Origin of the sequence: Actinosynnema mirum DSM 43827 (assembly GCF_000023245.1) — a bacterium.
In the GTDB taxonomy this organism is placed as follows: Bacteria; Actinomycetota; Actinomycetes; order Mycobacteriales; family Pseudonocardiaceae; genus Actinosynnema; species Actinosynnema mirum.
This window is the reverse complement of sequence record NC_013093.1, coordinates 569,789-587,402: the sequence shown is the minus strand read 5'-3', so window position 1 is coordinate 587,402 and position 17,614 is coordinate 569,789. Positions and strand designations below refer to the sequence as shown.

Genomic DNA, 17,614 nt, shown 5'->3' with positions numbered 1-17,614 from the left:
CGTGAGCAGGCGCGACGACCGCCTGTGGCGGATCAGGGCGTCCCTGGAGCGCTTCCACGGGGCGGTGGCGGCGGCGCTGGGCAACGCCGCGCGCGAGCAGCGCGGCATCGCGGCCGAGCGCGCCCGCGACATGGTCGAGGTGATGGTGCGCGGCCAGGGCGTCGACCGCGCCCTGGCCGACCCGGTGCTGGCGGGGCCGCTGCGGAACCCGCTGTTCGGGCCGGTGCTGGCGCACGCGATGGCCGACCGGGTCGAGGCGTTCCGCGACTGGTCCGAGCAGGGCCCCGACCGGCTGGCCGAGATCGTCGGCGAGGCGTCGCCGGGGGCCGCGTCCCAGCCGCACGAGGCGTGGCTGGGCGGGACGGGCACGGCGGACGGCAGCGAGGGCGTCCCGGAGCTGTGGCGGATCGGCGACGGCGAGGTGCCCTCGGCCCCGGAGCCCCGGCGGTTCCCGGTGGCGGTGCCGCTGCTGGACCAGGCGCACCTGCACGTGGCGTCCGCGCCCGAGTCGCGCGCGACGGCGGAGTCGCTGGTGGAGGGCCTGCTGCTGCGGGTGCTCAGCCACTTCCAGCCGGGCCTGGTGCAGGTGCACGTGTGGGACGTCGGCCAGCTGACCGGCTCGCTGCCCGGCCTGTACCCGCTGACCAGGGCGGGCCTGCTGACCGTGCACGACCCGGCGCGGCTGCACGAGCTGCTGGACGAGCTGTCCGACACCATCCGCCGGGTGCACACCGGTGTGCTGGTGGAGGGCCACCAGTCGATCAGGGCGGTCAGCGGCAGGCGCGCCGAGCCGTGGCGGATCGCGGTGCTGCTGGGCAACCGGCAGGCCCTCAAGGAGGAGCACCAGCAGCAGCTGCAGCGGGTGGCGCGCAACGGGCTGGCGTGCGGCATCCAGCTGTTCATCGTCGACATCCCGATCACGGTGAACTCGCCGGTGGAGACCGTGCGGGTGGCGGCGGACCACACGGCGACCTGCACCATGACCGGCAAGCACGTGCGGGTGCTGCTGGACCCGCCGCTGCCGCGCCACGCGGTGCCGAGGGCGTGCGCGGCGATCGCGGAGAAGCGCGAGGAGCGGCGCAGCCGGTTCGGCACGTTCGCGGACCTGCTGCCCGAGGAGCCGTGGCAGGAGCGGTCGGCGGCGGGCGTGGTGGCCCCGGTGGGGTTCTTCGACGGCGACCCGGTGCCGGTGGCGCTGGGCGACACCTCGCCGCACGCGCTGATCGGCGGGCCGAGCGGGTCGGGCAAGACGAACCTGCTGTACGCGATGCTGGGCAGCCTCGCGGCCAGGTACTCGCCGGACGAGCTGGAGCTGTACCTGCTGGACTTCAAGGAGGGCGTGTCGTTCGCGCAGTTCGCGCCGGGCCGCAAGGACCCGAGCTGGCTGCCGCACGCCCGGCTGGTCGGGGTGAACGTGAACACCGACCGCGAGTTCGGGGTGGCGCTGCTGCGGTTCCTGGCCGACGAGATGCGGCGGCGGGCGGACGCGGCGAAGCGGCACGAGGTCACGAAGCTGGAGCAGCTGCGCGAGGAGGACCCGGAGGGGCGGTGGCCCAGGGTCGTCGCGGTGATCGACGAGTTCCAGTACCTGTTCGGGGAGCGCGACCAGGTGACCGCGCAGGCCACGCAGCTGCTGGAGGACGTGGCGCGGCGCGGGCGGTCGCAGGGCATCCACCTGGTGCTGTCGAGCCAGGACGTGGCGGGCATCGAGGGGTTCTGGGGCAAGTCGGCGATCTTCGAGCAGTTCACCGTGCGGATCGCGCTGCCGAAGGCGCGGCGGGTGCTGGCGGAGCCGCAGAACGACGCGGCGGTGGAGCTGCCGCGCTGGCACGCGGTGGTGAACCACGAGTCGGGGGTGCGGCCGGGCAACCGGGTGGCGCGGGTGCCGGACGCGACGAAGCGGGGCACGTTCGACGCGCTGCAGGCCGAGCTGCACCGGATGAGGCCGGAGGAGCTGCCGGAGCCGATCCTGTTCGACGGCAGCCGGGTGCCGGTGCTGGGCGGGCTGGCGGACTTCCAGGCGCTGCGGCCGGGCGAGGCGAGCCCGACGGTGCTGCTGGGGCAGGTGATCGACGTGGCCGGGAGCGCGGCGAAGGTGCGGTTCGCGCGGACGCCGGGGCGGAACACGGCGGTGATCGGGTCGATGGCGGAGGACGCGGCCGGGGTGCTGGCCGGTGCGGCGCTGTCGCTGGCGCGGCAGCACTTCGAGGGTGGGGCGAGGTTCACGGTGGCGTGCCTGGTGGACGACGCGAGGCCGCACGCGGACCGGCTGGTCAAGCGGCTGCGGGGCCAGGGGTTCGAGGTCGCCGAGGTGCCGCTGAAGGACTTCCGCGAGGTGCCGGAGGACGAGCGCCGGGGGTTCCGCGAGGTCGTGGACGAGCACGCGAAGCGGTTGCGGGAGATCAACGCGGGGACGTTCGAGGGCGACGTGGTCCCGGAGTACCTGGTGGTCTACGGGGTCGACGCGGCGCAGAGCCTGCTCGAGGTCAAGGACGAGAAGACCCGCGCGACCGGCGTGGACAGCTTCCGGCTGCTGCTCAAGCACGGGCCGGAGAACCGGACGCACCTGCTCGGCTGGTGGCGCGGGGCGCAGCGGCTGAAGAACAGCCTGCCGCCCGGCGTGTACGACGACATCGGCTCGTGGATCGCGTTCGACGTGCAGGGCAAGGAGCTGCTCTCGTTCGGCCCGGAGCAGGTGATGTCCTGGTCGCCGAGACCCCGCAGGGGGTTGTTCTTCGACCGGTTCGAGCACTCGCGCCCGCAGGTGGTCATCCCGTTCGACACGGGGGAGGAATCATGATCGGCGGTCCGGTGGCGATGACGGCGTTCTCGGCGTCGGGACGGGTTCCGGGGCAGGGACCCGGACCGGGCTCGGACGTGGGCCCAGGGATGGGCTCAGGGACGGCGCAGGGCCGCGGTGCGGGGTCCGCGCCGGTGCCCGGCGTCAACTCGGGGTTCGGCGGCGCGCTGTCGGCGGCCGAGCGGTACAAGGAGGTCGTCGAGCTCGCCGGTGACGCGGTGGAGCGGATGCGGCAGGTCGACCGGGAGCGGGTCGCTCAGCTGATCGAGGCGCTGGCCGAGTCGCAGATCCGGATGGCCGCCGCCATCGACCGGGAGAAGGTCGCGGAGCTCGGCGTGGACGAGCTGTGGCAGCAGGCCGTGGAGGCGCTGTGGGAGGAGCGGTCGATCGAGAGCATCGGCCAGCGGCCCCGGCCCGACCAGACCGTGCCGCCCAGGGACCAGCTGGAGTACGACAACGAGGTGGAGCTGGCCTACCGGGGGTTGGTGGAGTCGCTGGCCAAGCGGTCGCTGTTCCGGGGCGGCAAGTCCTAGCGGGGCGGCCCCGCGGCGCGAACGCCGCCGTCGCGGGGCGTCCGCACCTCCCGGCGACCCGAGCCGCACCCGGCGCGGGTGATGATGCCCCCATGCGTCTGCACCACCCCTCCGAGCTGTCCGCGCGCGGCGCGCTGATCCGCTGGTCCGCCCAGGTCCTCGTCCCCGGTCGGGACGGGCGCGCGTTCTCCCGCGGCGACGCGGTCGCGGTCCTCGCCCCCGCGCTCAACCGGCACGACCGGCTCGTCCTGGACGGCTCCCCCGACGACGTCCGCGCCCTCCTCGACGAGCACTACGCCCCCGGCCTGTCGCCGCTGGTCACCAGCGAGCTGGCGGCCGGGCTGGGGGTGCCGGTGCGGGCCGCGTTCGGCTGGATGGAGCGCGCCGACCCCGGCGACCTGCCGGAGCGGGCCCCGGAGTGCGCCTGGCTGCCCGAGTCGGACTGGCCCGAGGTGACCGCCCTGCTGGGCGCGGCGAGCCCGCACAGTTACGTGTGGCCAGGTGAGCCGGGTGCGACCAGGTGGGCCGGGATCAGGGTCGGCGGGGTGCTCGCCGCGGTGGCGGCCGACGCGTGGTCCACCGACGGGGTGGGGTTCATCGGTGGGGTCGCCACGCATCCGGGGTTCCGCCGCCAGGGGCTGTCGTCGGTGCTGTGCGCGTTCGTCACCGCCGAGCTGCTGGAGCGGCACGGCGGGTGCGCGCTCATGGTCGACCGGAACAACCCCACCGCGATCGGCGTGTACACCCGGCTCGGGTACGCCTACCGGGAGCTGTCCGTGCTCGACCCGGACGTGGCGCGGTCCGGTGAGCCGAAGGCGGGCGGGGTGGCGGGGAAGAGCGCGGCGTGACGGCGCGTTGACCCGCGGTGAGGGGACGTCCGCAACCCACCGCAGGGAGAAGCGCATGACCACCGCGCACGAGATCCACCTGGCCGCCCGTCCGAAGGGCTTCCCGACCGAGTCGGACTTCGCGCTCGTCGAGGTCCCGGTCCCGGCGCCGGGCGACGGGGAGCTGCTGGTGCGCAACCTCCTGATGAGCGTCGACCCGTACATGCGCGGGCGGATGCGGGACGCGAAGTCGTACGTGCCGCCGTACGCCCTGGACGCGCCGCTGGACGGCGGGGCGGTCGGCGAGGTGGTCGAGTCGCGGTCGCCGGACTTCGCGCCGGGGGACGTCGTGCTGCACGGGCTGGGGTGGCGCGAGTTCGCGGCGGTGCCCGCCTCGGGGGCGCGGAAGGTCGACCCGGACGCGGCGCCGCTGGGCGCGCACCTCGGCGTGCTGGGGATGCCGGGGCTGACCGCGTGGGTGGGGCTGCTGGAGGTCGCCGGGATGCGCGAGGGCGACGCGGTGTTCGTGTCGGGAGCCGCGGGCGCGGTCGGGCAGGTCGCGGGGCAGGTCGCCCGGTTGCGCGGGGCGAAGCGGGTGGTGGGCAGCGCCGGGTCGCCGGAGAAGGTGCGGTACCTGGTGGACGAGCTGGGCTTCGACGCCGCGTTCGACTACCGGGACGGGGACGTGGCCGGGCAGCTCGCGGCGGCGGCCCCGGACGGGGTCGACGTGTTCTTCGACAACGTCGGCGGCGAGCACCTGGAGGCCGCGATCACGGCGTTCACCACGGGCGCGCGGGCGGCGCTGTGCGGGGCGATCTCGGCGTACAACGCCGAGGAGGCGCCCGCCGGGCCGAGGAACCTGGGGCTGCTGGTGGGCAAGCGCGCCACCCTGCGCGGGTTCATCGTCAGCGACCACGCGCACCTGCGCGAGGAGTTCACCCGCGAGGTGGGCGGGTGGATCGCGGAGGGGAAGCTGCGCTACCGCGAGACGGTCACCGAGGGCGGGCTGGCGAACGCGCCCGCGGCGTTCATCGGGATGCTGCGCGGGGAGAACACCGGGAAGGCGCTGGTCAGGTTCTGACCAGCTCGCCGTCCCTGGCGACGACGCGCCCCGCGTGCACGACGAGCGCGCGCGGGGCGCGGTCCATGACGGCGGCGGTGACCGTGTCGCCGGGCACGACCACGACGGACGCGGGCGAGCCCTCGGTGAGGCCGAGGCGGGCCCCGAGCACGGCCGCGCCGCCCCTGGTGGCGATGTCGACGCACATCTCGACCTGGTCGTCCCGGCGGAACCCGCCCCGGTAGGCGAGCTGCCAGGCGCGGCCGAGCATGTCGCCGTCGCCGTAGGGGGACCAGTGGTCGCGGATGCCGTCCTGGCCCAGGCCCAGGCGCACGCCCGCGCGGCGCAGGCGGTGCAGCGGCAGGGGGTCGCGGGCGCCGGGGGCGACGGTGGTGACGGCGACGTCGTGCTCGGCGAGGAGGTCGACGAGCAGGCCTTGGCGGTGGTCGTCGACGGTGGACAGGGCGAACGCGTGGCTGATGGTGACCTCGCCGCGCATCCCGAGGGCGGCGACGCGCTCGCAGACCAGCTCGATCTGGAACGCGCCGAGGGTGCCGTCGTCGTGCAGGTGCAGGTCGACGCCGCACTGGTGCTTCTCGGCGAGGCTGAAGACGGTGTCGAGGTGCTTGACGGGGTCGCGGTCGACGGAGGCGGGGTCGAGCCCGCCGATCAGGTCGGCGCCCGCCCGCAGCGCGGCGTCGAGCAGGTCGGCGGTGCCCTTCTCCCGCAGGATGCCGCACTGGGGGAACGCGACGACCTGCACGAGCGCCCGGTCGCGGTGGGCCTCGCGGGCGGCGAGGACGCCTTCGAGGCGTTCGAGGCCGGAGTCGACGTCGACCTGGGCGTGGCTGCGCACGTGGGTGGCGCCGGAGGCGATGGTGCGGCCGAGGGTGCGGGTGGCGCGGTCGGCGACGGGCTCGTCGGCGCGCCAGTGGCGGCGGTCGTTGTCGACCAGGGCGGTGAGGCCGGGACCTGCGGAGTGCGGGCGGAAGGGGAGGCCGAGGCGGGTGGAGTCGAGGTGCGCGTGGGCGTCGGTGAAGGCGGGGAGGAGCACGCCGTTCCGCCCGTCGACGACGGTGGCGCCGGGTGGGGCGGGGAGGTGCGGGCCGAAGGCGGTGAGGGTGCCGTTCGAGCAGAGGACGTCGACGGTCGGCGCACCGGGGTCGGCGGGCCACGGGCGGACTGAGCGGATCAGCAGGTCTCCGGGCACGGGGTGACGCTAGTCCTTTGGGTGGGGGGTGGGGGGTGAGTTGGCGGGGGTGGGGTGAGCGCGGGGCGGCTGGCGGGGCTGCTTGTGGCGGGCGGGGGGTGGGGGCGGGAAGCTCACGACGGGCGACGGGCGACGGGCGACGGGCGACGGGCGACGGGCCACGGGCCACGGGCGACGGGCGACGGGCCACGGGCGACAGCTGGCAGCAAGTGGCTGGCGGCGAGTGGCGATTAGCGCGTGGCGCGTGGCGACGGGCGGCACGGGGTTCGAGGCGGTTGGTGTGGCACAGGATCTCGGTTGAACGGTCCGTTCAACCTTGCAAGGCACAGGCAAGGCGCAGGCAGGGCACGGGCCGGGTGAGGGCCGCCGGGGGTCGGGTGGGGGCCAGGGGTCGGGCGGGGGTCGGGTGAGGGCCAGGGGCCGGGCGGGGGCCAGGGGTCCGGTGAGGGCCGGGCGGGGGCCAGGGGTCCGGTGAGGGCCGGGCGGGGGCCAGGGGTCCGGTGAGGGCCGGGCGGGGGCCAGGGGTCCGGTGAGGGCCGGGCGGGGGCCAGGGGTCCGGTGAGGGCCGGGCGGGGGCCAGGGGCCGGGTGGGGGCCAGGTGGGGGCCAGGGGTCCGGTGAGGGCCGAGTGCGGGCACCGTGCCTGCGTCTGTGCCTACGCCTGCGCCTGTGTCTGCGTTGAGGGCCAATGCGAAAGGGCCGCCCAGGTGGGCGGCCCTTTCGGGTTGGCACTCCGTCGCCACAGCGGGCGGGGTTATTCGCCGATTACCGGCTTTGCCGCCTTCGGCGGCTCCTCGGCCAGGGGGTCGCCCTGGATTCGGACCTTGCGCTGGTGGTCCTTGCCGCCCTCCTGGCCCCCCATCGGGGCCATCGGGGCTCCGCCCATCATGCCCATGCCGCCGCCTGCGCCTCGTGCGCCGCCCGCCGGGGCGCCGCCGGGGGCGCCTGGCGCGGGGCCGCCTGCCGCTCCGGACGGGAGGACGCCGGAGGCTCCGCCTGCCTGCATGGGTTGGGGGGTGGCGCCGCCTGCGCCGCCCAGGCCGCCTGCGGAACCACCACCGCCGAAGCCGCCGCCACCACCGCCGAAGCTGGGCATCGGGCCGCCGCCGCCACCGGCACCACCGCCGGCACCGCCACCGCCACCGAGGTCACCGCCGAACGGCTTCACGGTGGGGATGGGGGGCGTGGTCAGCGGGGGGATCGTGGGGGTCGTGTTGGTCGCGTGCGTGACGTCGCGCGCGGGCAGTGGGGTCACGCCGGTGACACCGCTGCCCGCGGGCACCCAGCGGCCGGGCTCCCAGTGGCCGCCTGCCGAACCGCCGGCACCGCCGCCGGAGCCGCCGTAGCCGCCCGACCCACCGGAACCGCCGACACCGCCACCGACCGTGGGCGGCCTGGACACCGACGAACCGCCCGTGGAGCCCCCGTAGGAACCGCCGGCACCGCCGCCGACCCCACCGAAACCGCCACCGACCACGGGCGGCTGGGACACGACCGGCCTGCCGCCCGCGCCGCCGTAACCGCCGTCGTAGCCGGAACCAGCCCCCGCGCCCGCACCAGGCCCGAGCGCACCCGGCTGGTTCACCGCGGCTCCGCCGCCCGCGCCGTTGGCGCCGCTGGTCCAGGTGCTCCCGCTGCCGTTCTCGCTGTACCGGGTGTTCGCCCCCCGGTCCATGTTCGCCAGCTGCTCGCCGGTCAGCCCGAGGCCGCCCGCGCTGAGCCTGGGGTTCCCGGCCGCGCCCGCGCCCGCCGCGCCCGCCGAGTTGGAGTGCGTCATCGCGGTGATCGCCTGCAGGACCTGCTTGGCGGTCTGCGCGATCTGCGCGACGGACTTGATCATGTCGATGAGCTTCTTCAGCGAGGTCGCGAGCTTCTGCAGGAAGTCCACGAACTTCTTCGCGTAGTCGCACGCCATCCGCACGATGTCGCCGATGGCCGCGGCGATGGAGGCGCCGAAGGTCAGCCAGGACACCGACAGCCACTGGATGATCTTCATGACCATCTCGGAGACGGCCTTGCCGATCAGGTCCATGATCGTCTTGCGGACGGTGCCGACCAGCTCGCCCGCGCCCTTGGCCGCCGTGGAGATGCCCTTGGCCGCCTTCGCCAGCGTCTCCAGGCCGGACGAGTGCTTGGTCGCGGCGGCCCGGTAGCCGTCCGCCGACCGGCCCCGCCAGCCCTTCGTCTCCTCCACCGAGGTGCGCCGGTAGTCGGCGACGATCGACTCGACCTGCTTGGCCGCGTTGGCCCAGCTGTCGGACATCTTGGTGATCGCCTGCGGGTTGCCCAGCAGCGCGTCGAACGGCTCCTTCAGGAACGACACGTGCTGCACGGCCCAGCTGAACCCGGCCGAGACCAACCCGCCCATGGGGTTGCCGGCCAGCCCGACCACGCTCATGGCGGCGTTGGCCATGCCGAGCCCGGCCGCGACCCAGTCGCCGCGCTCGATCGCGTCGGCGGTGCCCTTGACGTCGCCGACCAGGTTGGCCGGGTCGCGCTGCTGGGCGGTCGAGACGTCGGTGCCTGCCTGGGGGGTCATCCGCGCGCCTTTCCGGTGAAGCCGAACGCGTTGTCGAGGTCGACGTTCTCGTACAGGTCGGCGACCTCCTTGAGCCCCTGGCACATGTCGGCCACGGTCTCGGCGGCCTGGCCGAGGATGTCCTGGGAGACGCCCGCCTGCTTGAGCAGGAACTCGGCCAGGAACGACCCGAAGATCCCGAAGGCGTCGGTCGCCAGGGAGGGGTCGGCGGTCTGGGTCGCCGTGACCATGCGCTGCGTCAGCTGGTCGACCGTTCCCGCGTGCCCCCGGATCTGCTCCGGGCTCACGTTGAAGGAGTCGAACATCGATCTGTCCCCCGGCTCTTCTAGGCCATCACGTCTGGCGGGTTGGTGAAGTAGTCGTCGTCGGGCCTGGTGTCCCGACGCTGCACCTCGGGAGCCGGTTCCACCGGGTCCGTGCCGTCACCCGAATAGCCGTTCGGCATCCGGGACTTCACGAACTCCAGGGCCGGGCTGTCGCCGACCAGCTCGGACACGATCTCGACGACCTGCCCGGCCGCGGCGCGCTGCGCCTCGGCGACGGCCTTGAGCACGGCCGCCGCGATCCGCTCCGGGTCCTCACCGCGCAGCGCCGGGCGCAGGATCAGGTCGGTCAGCGCACCGGAGGCGTTCACCGTGACCGTGATCAGCCCGTCCGGGGAGGTGGCGCTGCCGCCCACCCCGCCGAGCTTCGCCTCGGTCTGCGCCGCCTCGCGCTTGGCCTGCTCGATCTTCTGCCCGTACTGCGCGAGCCACTGGTCCGGCTCCATCTGCACCCCTCATCGCACACCGGGCTCACCCGCCCTGTGCCGGTTCGACCCGTCGTCGTTCGATTCGGTTCCGGCGGCCCCATCGTTTCACCCGCGCGTGGCCGAATTGGGCCATCCGGGGGAATGGCCCGCCGGTCGTGCGGTCAGGTTGCCGAGCTGTTGGGTTTTCGCAACACTTCGTCCATGAGTCCGGTGCGCCGGGGCTCCGAGCAGCCCATCCACAACCGGATCGGCGTGCTGCGCGCGGAACGCGGGCTGAGCCGGGCCGACCTCGCCGAGGCGGTGGAGGTGAACCCGCAGACGATCGGCGCGCTGGAGCGCGGCGACCACTACCCGAGCCTGGACCTCGCGCTGCGCATCTGCGAGGTGTTCGGGCTGCCCGTCGAGGCGGTGTTCGGCCGCGCTCCGTTCGAACCGCTGTCCACCCAGGTCTACCGCCGGTGATCCCGGTGAGCGAGGAGGAGCGAGGGTGTCGCAGGGGCTGCGCGGGCTGCCGCCGCACGGGTCGCCGTCACGAGGGCTGCTGGAGGTCGACCGGGTCTCCAAGCGCTACGGGGACGTCGTCGCGCTGCGGGAGATGACGTTCGAGGTGCGGGCGGGCGAGCTGTTCGGGTTCGTCGGCAGCAACGGGGCGGGCAAGACCACCACGATGCGGATCGCGCTGGGCGTGCTGGAGGCGGACTCCGGGCAGGTGCGGTGGAACGGCGCGCCGATCGACCTGCGGACCCGCCGGTCGATCGGCTACATGCCGGAGGAGCGCGGGCTCTACCCGAAGATGCGGGTGCTGGAGCAGCTGGTGTACCTGGCCGAGCTGCACGGGGTCGCGCCGGGCGAGGCGCTGCGGTCGGCCGAGCTGTGGGTGGAGCGGCTGGGGCTGCGGGAGCGGCGGCGCGACGAGGTGCAGAAGCTGAGCCTGGGCAACCAGCAGCGGGTGCAGCTGGCGGCGGCGCTGGTGCACCGGCCCGAGGTGCTGGTGCTGGACGAGCCGTTCTCCGGGCTGGACCCGGTGGCGGTGGACGTGATGAGCCAGGTGCTGCGCGAGCAGGCCGCCGCCGGGGTGCCGGTGGTGTTCTCCAGCCACCAGCTGGACCTGGTGGAGCGGCTGTGCGACCGGGTGGGGATCGTGCGCGGCGGGGCGATGGTGGCCTGCGGGACCGTGGACGAGCTGCGCGCGGGCGGGGTGGAGCGGCTGGTCGTGGAGGCGCCCGGCGCGCCGCCCGGCTGGGCGGACGTGGTGCCCGGCGTGCTGTCCGCGCGGCACGAGGGCGCGCGCACCGTGGTCGAGCTGGCGCCGGGCGCCGACGACCAGGTGGTGCTGGGCGCGGCGCTGGCGACCGGGCCGGTGCACGAGTTCTCCCGGCAGCGGCCGTCGCTGACCGAGTTGTTCCGCAGCGTCGTCACCAGCGAGGAGAGCGCCGCATGAGCGCACCGTCCCCCGGCCGCGCGCTGTCCCCGGTGCGCGCGGTGTTCCTGGTGGCGCGCCGGGAGTTCTTGAGCAAGGTGCGCACCCGGTCGTTCGTGATCGGCACGGTGGTGATCATCGCGGCGATGGCCGGGTTCGTGGCGCTGCAGGCGCTGCTGTTCACCTCGGCGTCGACGTCGGTGGTCGGGCTGAACGGGCAGGCGACGGTGCTCGCGCAGCCGTTGGAGGAGACCGCGCGCTCGCTCGGGCGCGAGGTCGAGGTCGTGGACGTGCCGGACTCGGCGGCGGGCGAGGAGCTGGTGCGGTCAGGGGACCTTGACGCGCTGGTGCTGGGCGCGCCGGACGCGCTGCGGGTGCTGGTCAAGGACGGGCTGGACCCGTCGCTGGCGAACGCGGTCGACCTGATCGTGAAGCAGCAGGTGCTGGCGGCGCAGCTGGCCGAGGCCGGGCTGGACCCGGCGCGGGTGCAGCAGAACGTGGCGGACGCGCGGGTGCGGGTCGTGGCGCTGGACCCGGAGGACCCGATGGTCGGGCAGCGGCTGGTGATCGGGCTGGTGATCGCCGGACTGCTGTACTACTCGCTGCTGGTCTACGGGACGATGGTCGCCCAGGGCGTGGTGGAGGAGAAGTCGAGCCGGGTCGTGGAGATCCTGCTGTCGACGTTGCGGCCCGCGCAGCTGCTGATGGGCAAGGTGATCGGGCTCGGCGCGGTCGGGCTGGCGCAGCTGCTGCTGATCGGCGCGATCGGGCTCGGGCTGGCGTCGGCCGCCGGGGTGGTCGCGGTGGACGGGCCGACCGGCGGGGCGCTGCTGATCGGGGTGCTCTGGTACCTGCTGGGGTTCTTCCTGTACGCCACGGTGTTCGCGGCGGCGGCGTCGCTGGTGTCGCGGCAGGAGGAGGTGCAGTCGGTGCTGACGCCGATCACGATGCTGATCGTGATCGCGTTCGTGGTGGGGTTCAACCTGCTGGTCAGGGACCCGGCGAGCAGGCTCGTGGCGGTGCTGTCGGTGCTGCCGCCGTTCGCGCCGATCCTGATGCCGGGGCGGATGGCGATCGGGGCCGCGCCCGCGTGGCAGGTGGTGCTGGCGGTGGCGCTGGCGCTGGGGGCCGCGGCGGGTGTGGTGTGGGTCGGCGGGAAGGTGTACGCGAACGCGGTGCTGCGGACCGGGGCGCGGGTGCGGCTGCGGGACGCGCTGCGGTCGCCGCGGGGCGCCGCGCAGGGGTCGGCGCGGGGGTAGGCGCGGGGGTAGGCGCGGGGGTAGGCGCAGGAAGCGTCCCGGCGGTGAGTCCGCGCCGGTGAGGCCGTTCGGGGGTAGCGCCGGCGGTAGCGCGAAGACTATCCCTGGCGTGGCAGACCCCGCGCCCCCGCGTCGTTAGCGTTCCGCGGTGTGGACGAATCGCGGGACGTGGTGGGCGCGTTGCGGCGCAAGGGTTTCCTGGTCTCGGTGTGGCCGTGGCGGGCGCTGCTGCACGCGCTGACGACGCCGCTGGTCGCGGCGGTGGCGGCGCTGCCGCTCGCCCCGGTGGGGGTGCTGTGGGCGGCGGTGGTGGTCAAGGTGGTGCGCGGCGAGGTGGTGGGCGGGGTGGTGCCGGTGGCGGCGCTGCTGCTCGGGGCGGTGCTGGCGGCGGCGCTGCCGGTGCTGTCCGCGCCGGTGGCGTGGGCGGAGCGGTGGCGGCTGGTGCTGCTGGGGGACGACCGGTTGGCCGCGGTGCGGCAGGCGCCGGGGCTCGGGGCCTGGGTGCGGAGCCGGTACCTGACGGCGGCGGCCTGGCGGGAGACCGGGTACGCGGTGCTGCTGGCGCTGGCCGGGACCGGGCTGGGCGGGGTGCTGCTGCTGGCGGGCGGGGTGCCGCTGGCGATGCTGCTGGCCCCGCTGCTGGTCACGCCGGACTCGCCGCTGGTGGTGCTGGGGTGGCGGGCCGTGACGCCCGCGGACGGGCTGTGGTTCACGGCGGCCGGGATCGCCCTGGCGCCGGTGCTGGCGTACGCGGTGGGGTTGCTCGGGGCCGGGCACCTGGTGGTCGGGCGGGTGCTGCTGCGCGGTGACGAGGCGCTGCGGGCCGAGCTGGCCGAGGTGGCGGGGTCGCGGGCGCGGCTGGTGGACCGGTTCGACGCCGAGCGGCGCAGGATCGAGCGGGACCTGCACGACGGGGCACAGGAGCGGTTGGTGGGGTTGACGTTGCGGCTGGGGCTGGCGAAGGCGGAGCTGCCGGAGAACGAGGACGTGGCGGCGGCGCACGACCAGGCGAAGCGGTTGATGGTGGAGCTGCGGGAGCTGGTGCGGGGGATTCACCCGGCGGTGCTCACCGATCGTGGGCTGGGGGCGGCGCTGGCCGAGCTGGCGGACCGGTCGGTGGTGCCGGTGACGCTGCGGGCGCACCTGCCGACCCGGCCGCCCGCGCACCTGGAGTCGGTGGCCTACTTCGTGGTGGCCGAGGCCGTGGCGAACGCGGTCAAGCACAGCGGCGCGGGCGAGGTGCGCGTGCGGGCCGGGATCGAGGGCGGGGGCGTGGTGGTCGAGGTGCTGGACGACGGGCGGGGTGGGGCCGATCCGGCCGCGGGGAGCGGGTTGACCGGGCTGGCGGACCGGGTCGCGGTGGTGGGCGGGGCGCTGTCGCTGTCCAGCCCGGTGGGCGGGCCGACGGTGCTGCGGGCGACCCTGCCCCTGAGCGGCTGAGGGGGCGGGGCGCGGTGCGGGTGGTGCTGGCCGAGGACGGGGTGCTGCTGCGGGCCGGGGTGGAGGAGGTGCTGCGGCGGTTCGGGATCGAGGTGGTGGCCTCGGTCGGGGACGCCCCCGCGCTGCTCGACGCCGTGGCCGCCGGCTCACCCGACCTGGTGCTCACCGACGTCCGGATGCCGCCGGGCGACGGGGACGACGGGCTGCGCGCGGCGGTCCGGCTGCGGGCGGACGACCCCCGGTTGCCGGTGGTGGTGTTCAGCCAGTACGTGGCGGGCGAGTACGCGGAGGAGCTGCTCTCGTCCGGTGACGGGCAGGGGGTCGGGTACCTGCTCAAGGACCGGGTCGTGGACGTCGCCGAGTTCGTCGACGTGCTGAGGCGGGTCGCCGCCGGGGGGACGGTGATCGACCACGAGGTGGTCCGGTCGCTGCTGGGCAGGCGGCGCGACCCGCTGGCCCGGTTGACCGGGCGGGAGCGGGAGGTGCTGGCGCTGGTGGCCGAGGGGATGGCGAACTCGGCCGTCGGGCGGCGGTTGGGCGTCACCGAGGCCGCGGTGCACAAGCACGTGGGGAGCATCCTGCTCAAGCTCGGGCTGCCGCCGGGGGTGGAGGGGAACCGGCGGGTGCTGGCGGTGCTCGCCTACCTGCGGGCCTCGTGACGGGCGGGCAGGCGGCACGGCGGGCGGCGGGCAGGCGCGGGCGGGCGTGGGCAGGCAGGCAAGCGCTGGCGCGGGCAGGCGGCGGCTACTTGATCGCGGCGAAGCGGTCCAGGGCCACCTGGCGCTCGTGGGCGTGGTCCACGATCGGGTCCCTCGGCTGGTGGACCGCCTTGCCCGCCACGTCCCGCAGCTCCGGGACGTAGCGCCGGATGTAGTCGCCCTTCGGGTCGAACTTCTGGCCCTGGGTGATCGGGTTGAACACCCGGAAGTAGGGGGCCGCGTCGGTCCCGCTGCCCGCCGCCCACTGCCAGTTGTGCTGGTTGGACGCCAGGTCGCCGTCGACGAGGTGCTCCATGAAGTGCCGGGCGCCCCACCACCACGGCAGGTGCAGGTCCTTGACCAGGAAGCTCGCCGTGATCATGCGCACCCGGTTGTGCATCCAGCCCTCCTCCAGCAGCTGGCGCATCCCGGCGTCCACGATCGGGTAGCCGGTGCGGCCCTGGCGCCAGGCGTCGAAGTGGTCGCGGTCCTCGTCCAGCTCGATGCGGTCGAAGCGGCGGTCCAGGTTGTGGCGGGCGCTGGCGGGGTGGTGCCAGAGGACGTCGGCGTAGAACTCGCGCCACGCCAGCTCGCTGCGGAACACCTTGGAGCCCTCGTCCTGGCCGAGGTCGTCCAGGAGGGTCCTGGGGTGCACCACGCCCCAGCGCAGGAACGCGGAGAACCGGCTCGTGCCGTCCACGCCGGGGATGTCGCGGGTGCGGTGGTAGTCCGGCAGGCGCTCGTCGCGGAAGCGCTCCCACAGCTCGGCCACGTCCGGCAGGGCCTTCGCCCTGGGACGGGTGCTGCGCGGGGGCTTGATCCAGTCCACGGTGGACGCGTCGGTGTCCGCGGGGCGGCGCCAGCCGTGGTCCGCCCAGGCCCGGTAGAACGGGGTGAACACCCGGTAGGGGGTGCCGTCGGCCTTGCGCACCCGGCCGGGCTTGACGGCGTACGGGGACCCGGCCTCCACCAGCTCGACCTCCTCCCCCACGGCCTCGTCGCGCCTGCGGCCGTACGGGCCGGTGTCGGCGGAGACGTGCACGGTCTCGGCGCCGATCTCCCGCGCCACCGCCGGGACCACCTCGACCGGGTCGCCCTCGACCACCATGAGCCTGCCGCCCAGGCGGTCGTCCAGGGACTTGAGGCAGCGGTGCAGGAAGTCGGTCCTGGGCTTGCCGGACGGGCGCAGCAGCTTCGGGTCCAGCACGAACAGGGCCAGCGCGCGGTCCGCGCGGTCCGCCGCCTCCAGCAGCGCGGGGTGGTCCTCCACGCGCAGGTCTCGGCGGAACCACACCACGGTCGAGGAAGTCACCCGGCCGACCCTAGGAGCGGCCCCACCCGGCTGCATGACGGAGCGCGCCCGGCTCACCCGGAGGCGGGAGCCCCGATCGGGAACAGCGGCGGGCCCGCACCTCCGGTGGAGGTGCGGGCCCGCTCGACGTGCTCGTCGCGGGAGCTGCTCCCGCTTCGGCCCGGTGCCCTGACCTGAGCGCCGGACCCCGACGCCACGAGGCGTCGTCCCAGCTCAGCGTCCTAGTTCAGCGACGGGGCTCAGCGACGCGGCTCAGCGACCTGGCTCAGCGCTCGGTCATCGGCACGAAGTCGCGCGCCGGGGAGCCGATGTAGATCTGCCGGGGGCGGCCGATCTTGGTGGCCGGGTCGTTGATCATCTCGCGCCAGTGGGCGATCCAGCCGGGGAGGCGGCCGAGCGCGAACAGCACCGTGAAGAACTTCGTCGGGAAGCCCATCGCCCGGTAGATCAGGCCGGTGTAGAAGTCCACGTTCGGGTACAGCTTGCGCTCGACGAAGTAGTCGTCGCTGAGCGCGGCCTCCTCCAGGGCCTTGGCGATGTCCAGCAGCTGGTCGTCGCCGCCGAGCTTGCCGAGGATGTCGTCGGCCGTGCGCTTGATGATCGCGGCGCGCGGGTCGTAGTTCTTGTAGACCCGGTGGCCGAAGCCCATCAGGCGGACGCCGTCCTCCTTGTTCTTGACCTTCTTCACGAACGAGGCGACGTCACCGCCCTCGTTGCGGATCTTCTCCAGCATCTCCAGGACGGCGCTGTTGGCGCCGCCGTGCAGCGGGCCGAACAGGGCGTTGATGCCCGCGGAGATGGAGGCGAAGAGGTTGGCCTCGGACGAGCCGACCAGGCGCACGGTGGACGTGGAGCAGTTCTGCTCGTGGTCCGCGTGCAGGATGAACAGCAGGTCGAGCGCCTTCACCAGGTCGGGGTCGACGTCGTACGGCTCGGCGGGGAAGCCGAACGTCATGCGCAGGAAGTTCTCCACCAGACCCAGGCTGTTGTCCGGGTACAGGAACGGCTGGCCGACGGACTTCTTGTAGGCGTAGGCCGCGATGGTGGGGACCTTGGCCAGCAGGCGGATGGTCGACATCTCGACCTGCTTGGTGTCGAACGGGTTCAGGCTGTCCTGGTAGAACGTGGACAGCGCGGACACCGCGGACGACAGCACCGGCATGGGGTGCGCGTCGCGCGGGAAGCCGTCGAAGAACCGCTTGAGGTCCTCGTGCAGCAGGGTGTGCCTGCTGATCTTGGAGGAGAAGTCGGCCAGCTGCGCCTCGGTCGGCAGCTCGCCGTTGATCAGCAGGTAGCTGACCTCCAGGAAGTTGGACTTCTCCGCGAGCTGCTCGATCGGGTAACCGCGGTAGCGCAGGATGCCCGCGTCGCCGTCGATGTAGGTGATCTCGGAGGAGCAGGACGCGGTGTTGACGAAGCCGCTGTCCAGGGTGACGAGGCCCGTCTTGGCCAGGAGCTTGCCGAGGTCGATGCCGGAGGCACCCTCGGTCGCCCGGACCAGCTGCATCTCGTGCTCTCCGCCGTCGTGGCGGAGCGCGACGGTACGGGGGTCGTTCGGCGCAGTCGTCGCGTCGGACATGCAGAGTCCCTCTCACGCTCGGTTCGGGGTGGCTCTCGCGCTGGTCGCGCACGACCGCAGCGCGGACGGTGGGTCGTCCGCTCCGCAGCACCACCCCGTTGGGGTCCTGGCAGTTGGCGTCACGCTAGTCGGGGGTCGACCCGCTCCTCAGCCGCGGAGTGCACCGATTCCGCGAGGTGGGACCTGC

General features: G+C 74.3%; 15 protein-coding genes. 9 read left to right on the top strand and 6 right to left on the bottom strand.

Annotation, left to right across the window (positions count from 1 at the left end; genetic code table 11):
* Nucleotide 1: 1 nt before the first annotated feature.
* From AMIR_RS42570 to AMIR_RS02720, 4 genes are all read left to right on the top strand, one after another.
* On the top strand, nt 2-2,800 hold the full coding sequence (locus AMIR_RS42570) for an FtsK/SpoIIIE domain-containing protein (protein WP_012783172.1): 2,799 nt from the start codon (nt 2-4) through the stop codon (nt 2,798-2,800).
* Nucleotides 2,797-3,333: a hypothetical protein gene (locus AMIR_RS38680; RefSeq protein WP_012783171.1), complete on the top strand. Its 537-nt coding sequence runs from the start codon at nt 2,797-2,799 to the stop codon at nt 3,331-3,333. Before AMIR_RS42570 ends, AMIR_RS38680 begins: the two co-directional genes overlap by 4 nt.
* Before the next feature lie 92 nt (nt 3,334-3,425).
* Nucleotides 3,426-4,181, top strand: coding sequence for a GNAT family N-acetyltransferase (locus AMIR_RS02725; RefSeq protein WP_012783170.1), 756 nt, complete (start codon nt 3,426-3,428; stop codon nt 4,179-4,181).
* A gap of 55 nt (nt 4,182-4,236) precedes the next feature.
* Complete coding sequence (locus AMIR_RS02720) at nt 4,237-5,241, top strand: NADP-dependent oxidoreductase (RefSeq protein WP_012783169.1); 1,005 nt, start codon at nt 4,237-4,239, stop codon at nt 5,239-5,241.
* Here the strand turns inward: AMIR_RS02720 and AMIR_RS02715 are convergent.
* The 4 genes from AMIR_RS02715 to AMIR_RS02700 form a co-directional block, all read right to left on the bottom strand.
* Entirely contained in the window at nt 5,231-6,430 is a 1,200-nt protein-coding gene (locus AMIR_RS02715) for an amidohydrolase (protein WP_012783168.1), read from the bottom strand. The genes AMIR_RS02720 and AMIR_RS02715 overlap by 11 nt on opposite strands.
* 753 nt (nt 6,431-7,183) lie before the next feature.
* Entirely contained in the window at nt 7,184-8,968 is a 1,785-nt protein-coding gene (locus tag AMIR_RS39915) for a WXG100 family type VII secretion target (protein WP_012783167.1), read from the bottom strand.
* Nucleotides 8,965-9,273: a type VII secretion target gene (locus AMIR_RS02705; RefSeq protein ID WP_012783166.1), complete on the bottom strand. Its 309-nt coding sequence runs from the start codon at nt 9,271-9,273 to the stop codon at nt 8,965-8,967. Before AMIR_RS02705 ends, AMIR_RS39915 begins: the two co-directional genes overlap by 4 nt.
* Before the next feature lie 20 nt (nt 9,274-9,293).
* The gene (locus AMIR_RS02700; RefSeq protein ID WP_012783165.1) at nt 9,294-9,737 is read right to left on the bottom strand and encodes a YbaB/EbfC family nucleoid-associated protein; all 444 of its coding nucleotides are present in this window, start codon (nt 9,735-9,737) and stop codon (nt 9,294-9,296) included.
* A gap of 183 nt (nt 9,738-9,920) precedes the next feature.
* Here AMIR_RS02700 and AMIR_RS02695 point away from each other — a divergent pair, with 183 nt between their 5' ends.
* From AMIR_RS02695 to AMIR_RS02675, 5 genes are all read left to right on the top strand, one after another.
* Nucleotides 9,921-10,181, top strand: a complete 261-nt coding sequence (locus AMIR_RS02695) for a helix-turn-helix transcriptional regulator (protein WP_012783164.1) — start codon at nt 9,921-9,923, stop codon at nt 10,179-10,181.
* 133 nt (nt 10,182-10,314) lie between these two features.
* Entirely contained in the window at nt 10,315-11,160 is an 846-nt protein-coding gene (locus AMIR_RS02690; protein WP_084799092.1) for an ABC transporter ATP-binding protein, read from the top strand.
* Nucleotides 11,157-12,398 (top strand): ABC transporter permease, encoded by a 1,242-nt coding sequence (locus AMIR_RS02685; protein ID WP_012783162.1) that lies wholly within the window; start codon nt 11,157-11,159, stop codon nt 12,396-12,398. The genes AMIR_RS02690 and AMIR_RS02685 overlap by 4 nt, the downstream gene beginning before the upstream one ends.
* Nucleotides 12,399-12,548: 150 nt before the next feature.
* Nucleotides 12,549-13,838, top strand: a complete 1,290-nt coding sequence (locus AMIR_RS02680; RefSeq protein ID WP_012783161.1) for a sensor histidine kinase — start codon at nt 12,549-12,551, stop codon at nt 13,836-13,838.
* 14 nt (nt 13,839-13,852) lie between these two features.
* Nucleotides 13,853-14,497: a response regulator transcription factor gene (locus tag AMIR_RS02675; protein WP_012783160.1), complete on the top strand. Its 645-nt coding sequence runs from the start codon at nt 13,853-13,855 to the stop codon at nt 14,495-14,497.
* An 85-nt stretch (nt 14,498-14,582) separates the two neighbouring features.
* Here AMIR_RS02675 and AMIR_RS02670 read toward each other — a convergent pair whose 3' ends face one another.
* A complete protein-coding gene (locus AMIR_RS02670) occupies nt 14,583-15,884 on the bottom strand; it encodes a cryptochrome/photolyase family protein (protein WP_143761046.1) in 1,302 nt (433 codons plus the stop codon).
* Nucleotides 15,885-16,113: 229 nt separating this feature from the next.
* A complete protein-coding gene (locus tag AMIR_RS02665; RefSeq protein ID WP_012783158.1) occupies nt 16,114-17,427 on the bottom strand; it encodes a citrate synthase in 1,314 nt (437 codons plus the stop codon).
* Nucleotides 17,428-17,614 lie beyond the last annotated feature (187 nt).

Excerpts from the sequence above, each read along its gene's own strand:
- AMIR_RS38680 (WP_012783171.1), top strand. The coding sequence starts at position 2,797 with ATGATCGGCGGTCCGGTGGCGATGACGGCGTTCTCGGCGTCGGGACGG.
- AMIR_RS02725 (WP_012783170.1), top strand. The coding sequence starts at position 3,426 with ATGCGTCTGCACCACCCCTCCGAGCTGTCCGCGCGCGGCGCGCTGATC.
- AMIR_RS02720 (WP_012783169.1), top strand. The coding sequence starts at position 4,237 with ATGACCACCGCGCACGAGATCCACCTGGCCGCCCGTCCGAAGGGCTTC.
- AMIR_RS39915 (WP_012783167.1), bottom strand. The coding sequence starts at position 8,968 with ATGACCCCCCAGGCAGGCACCGACGTCTCGACCGCCCAGCAGCGCGAC.
- AMIR_RS02705 (WP_012783166.1), bottom strand. The coding sequence starts at position 9,273 with ATGTTCGACTCCTTCAACGTGAGCCCGGAGCAGATCCGGGGGCACGCG.
- AMIR_RS02700 (WP_012783165.1), bottom strand. The coding sequence starts at position 9,737 with ATGGAGCCGGACCAGTGGCTCGCGCAGTACGGGCAGAAGATCGAGCAG.
- AMIR_RS02695 (WP_012783164.1), top strand. The coding sequence starts at position 9,921 with ATGAGTCCGGTGCGCCGGGGCTCCGAGCAGCCCATCCACAACCGGATC.
- AMIR_RS02690 (WP_084799092.1), top strand. The coding sequence starts at position 10,315 with ATGACGTTCGAGGTGCGGGCGGGCGAGCTGTTCGGGTTCGTCGGCAGC.
- AMIR_RS02685 (WP_012783162.1), top strand. The coding sequence starts at position 11,157 with ATGAGCGCACCGTCCCCCGGCCGCGCGCTGTCCCCGGTGCGCGCGGTG.
- AMIR_RS02670 (WP_143761046.1), bottom strand. The coding sequence starts at position 15,884 with ATGCAGCCGGGTGGGGCCGCTCCTAGGGTCGGCCGGGTGACTTCCTCG.
- AMIR_RS02665 (WP_012783158.1), bottom strand. The coding sequence starts at position 17,427 with ATGTCCGACGCGACGACTGCGCCGAACGACCCCCGTACCGTCGCGCTC.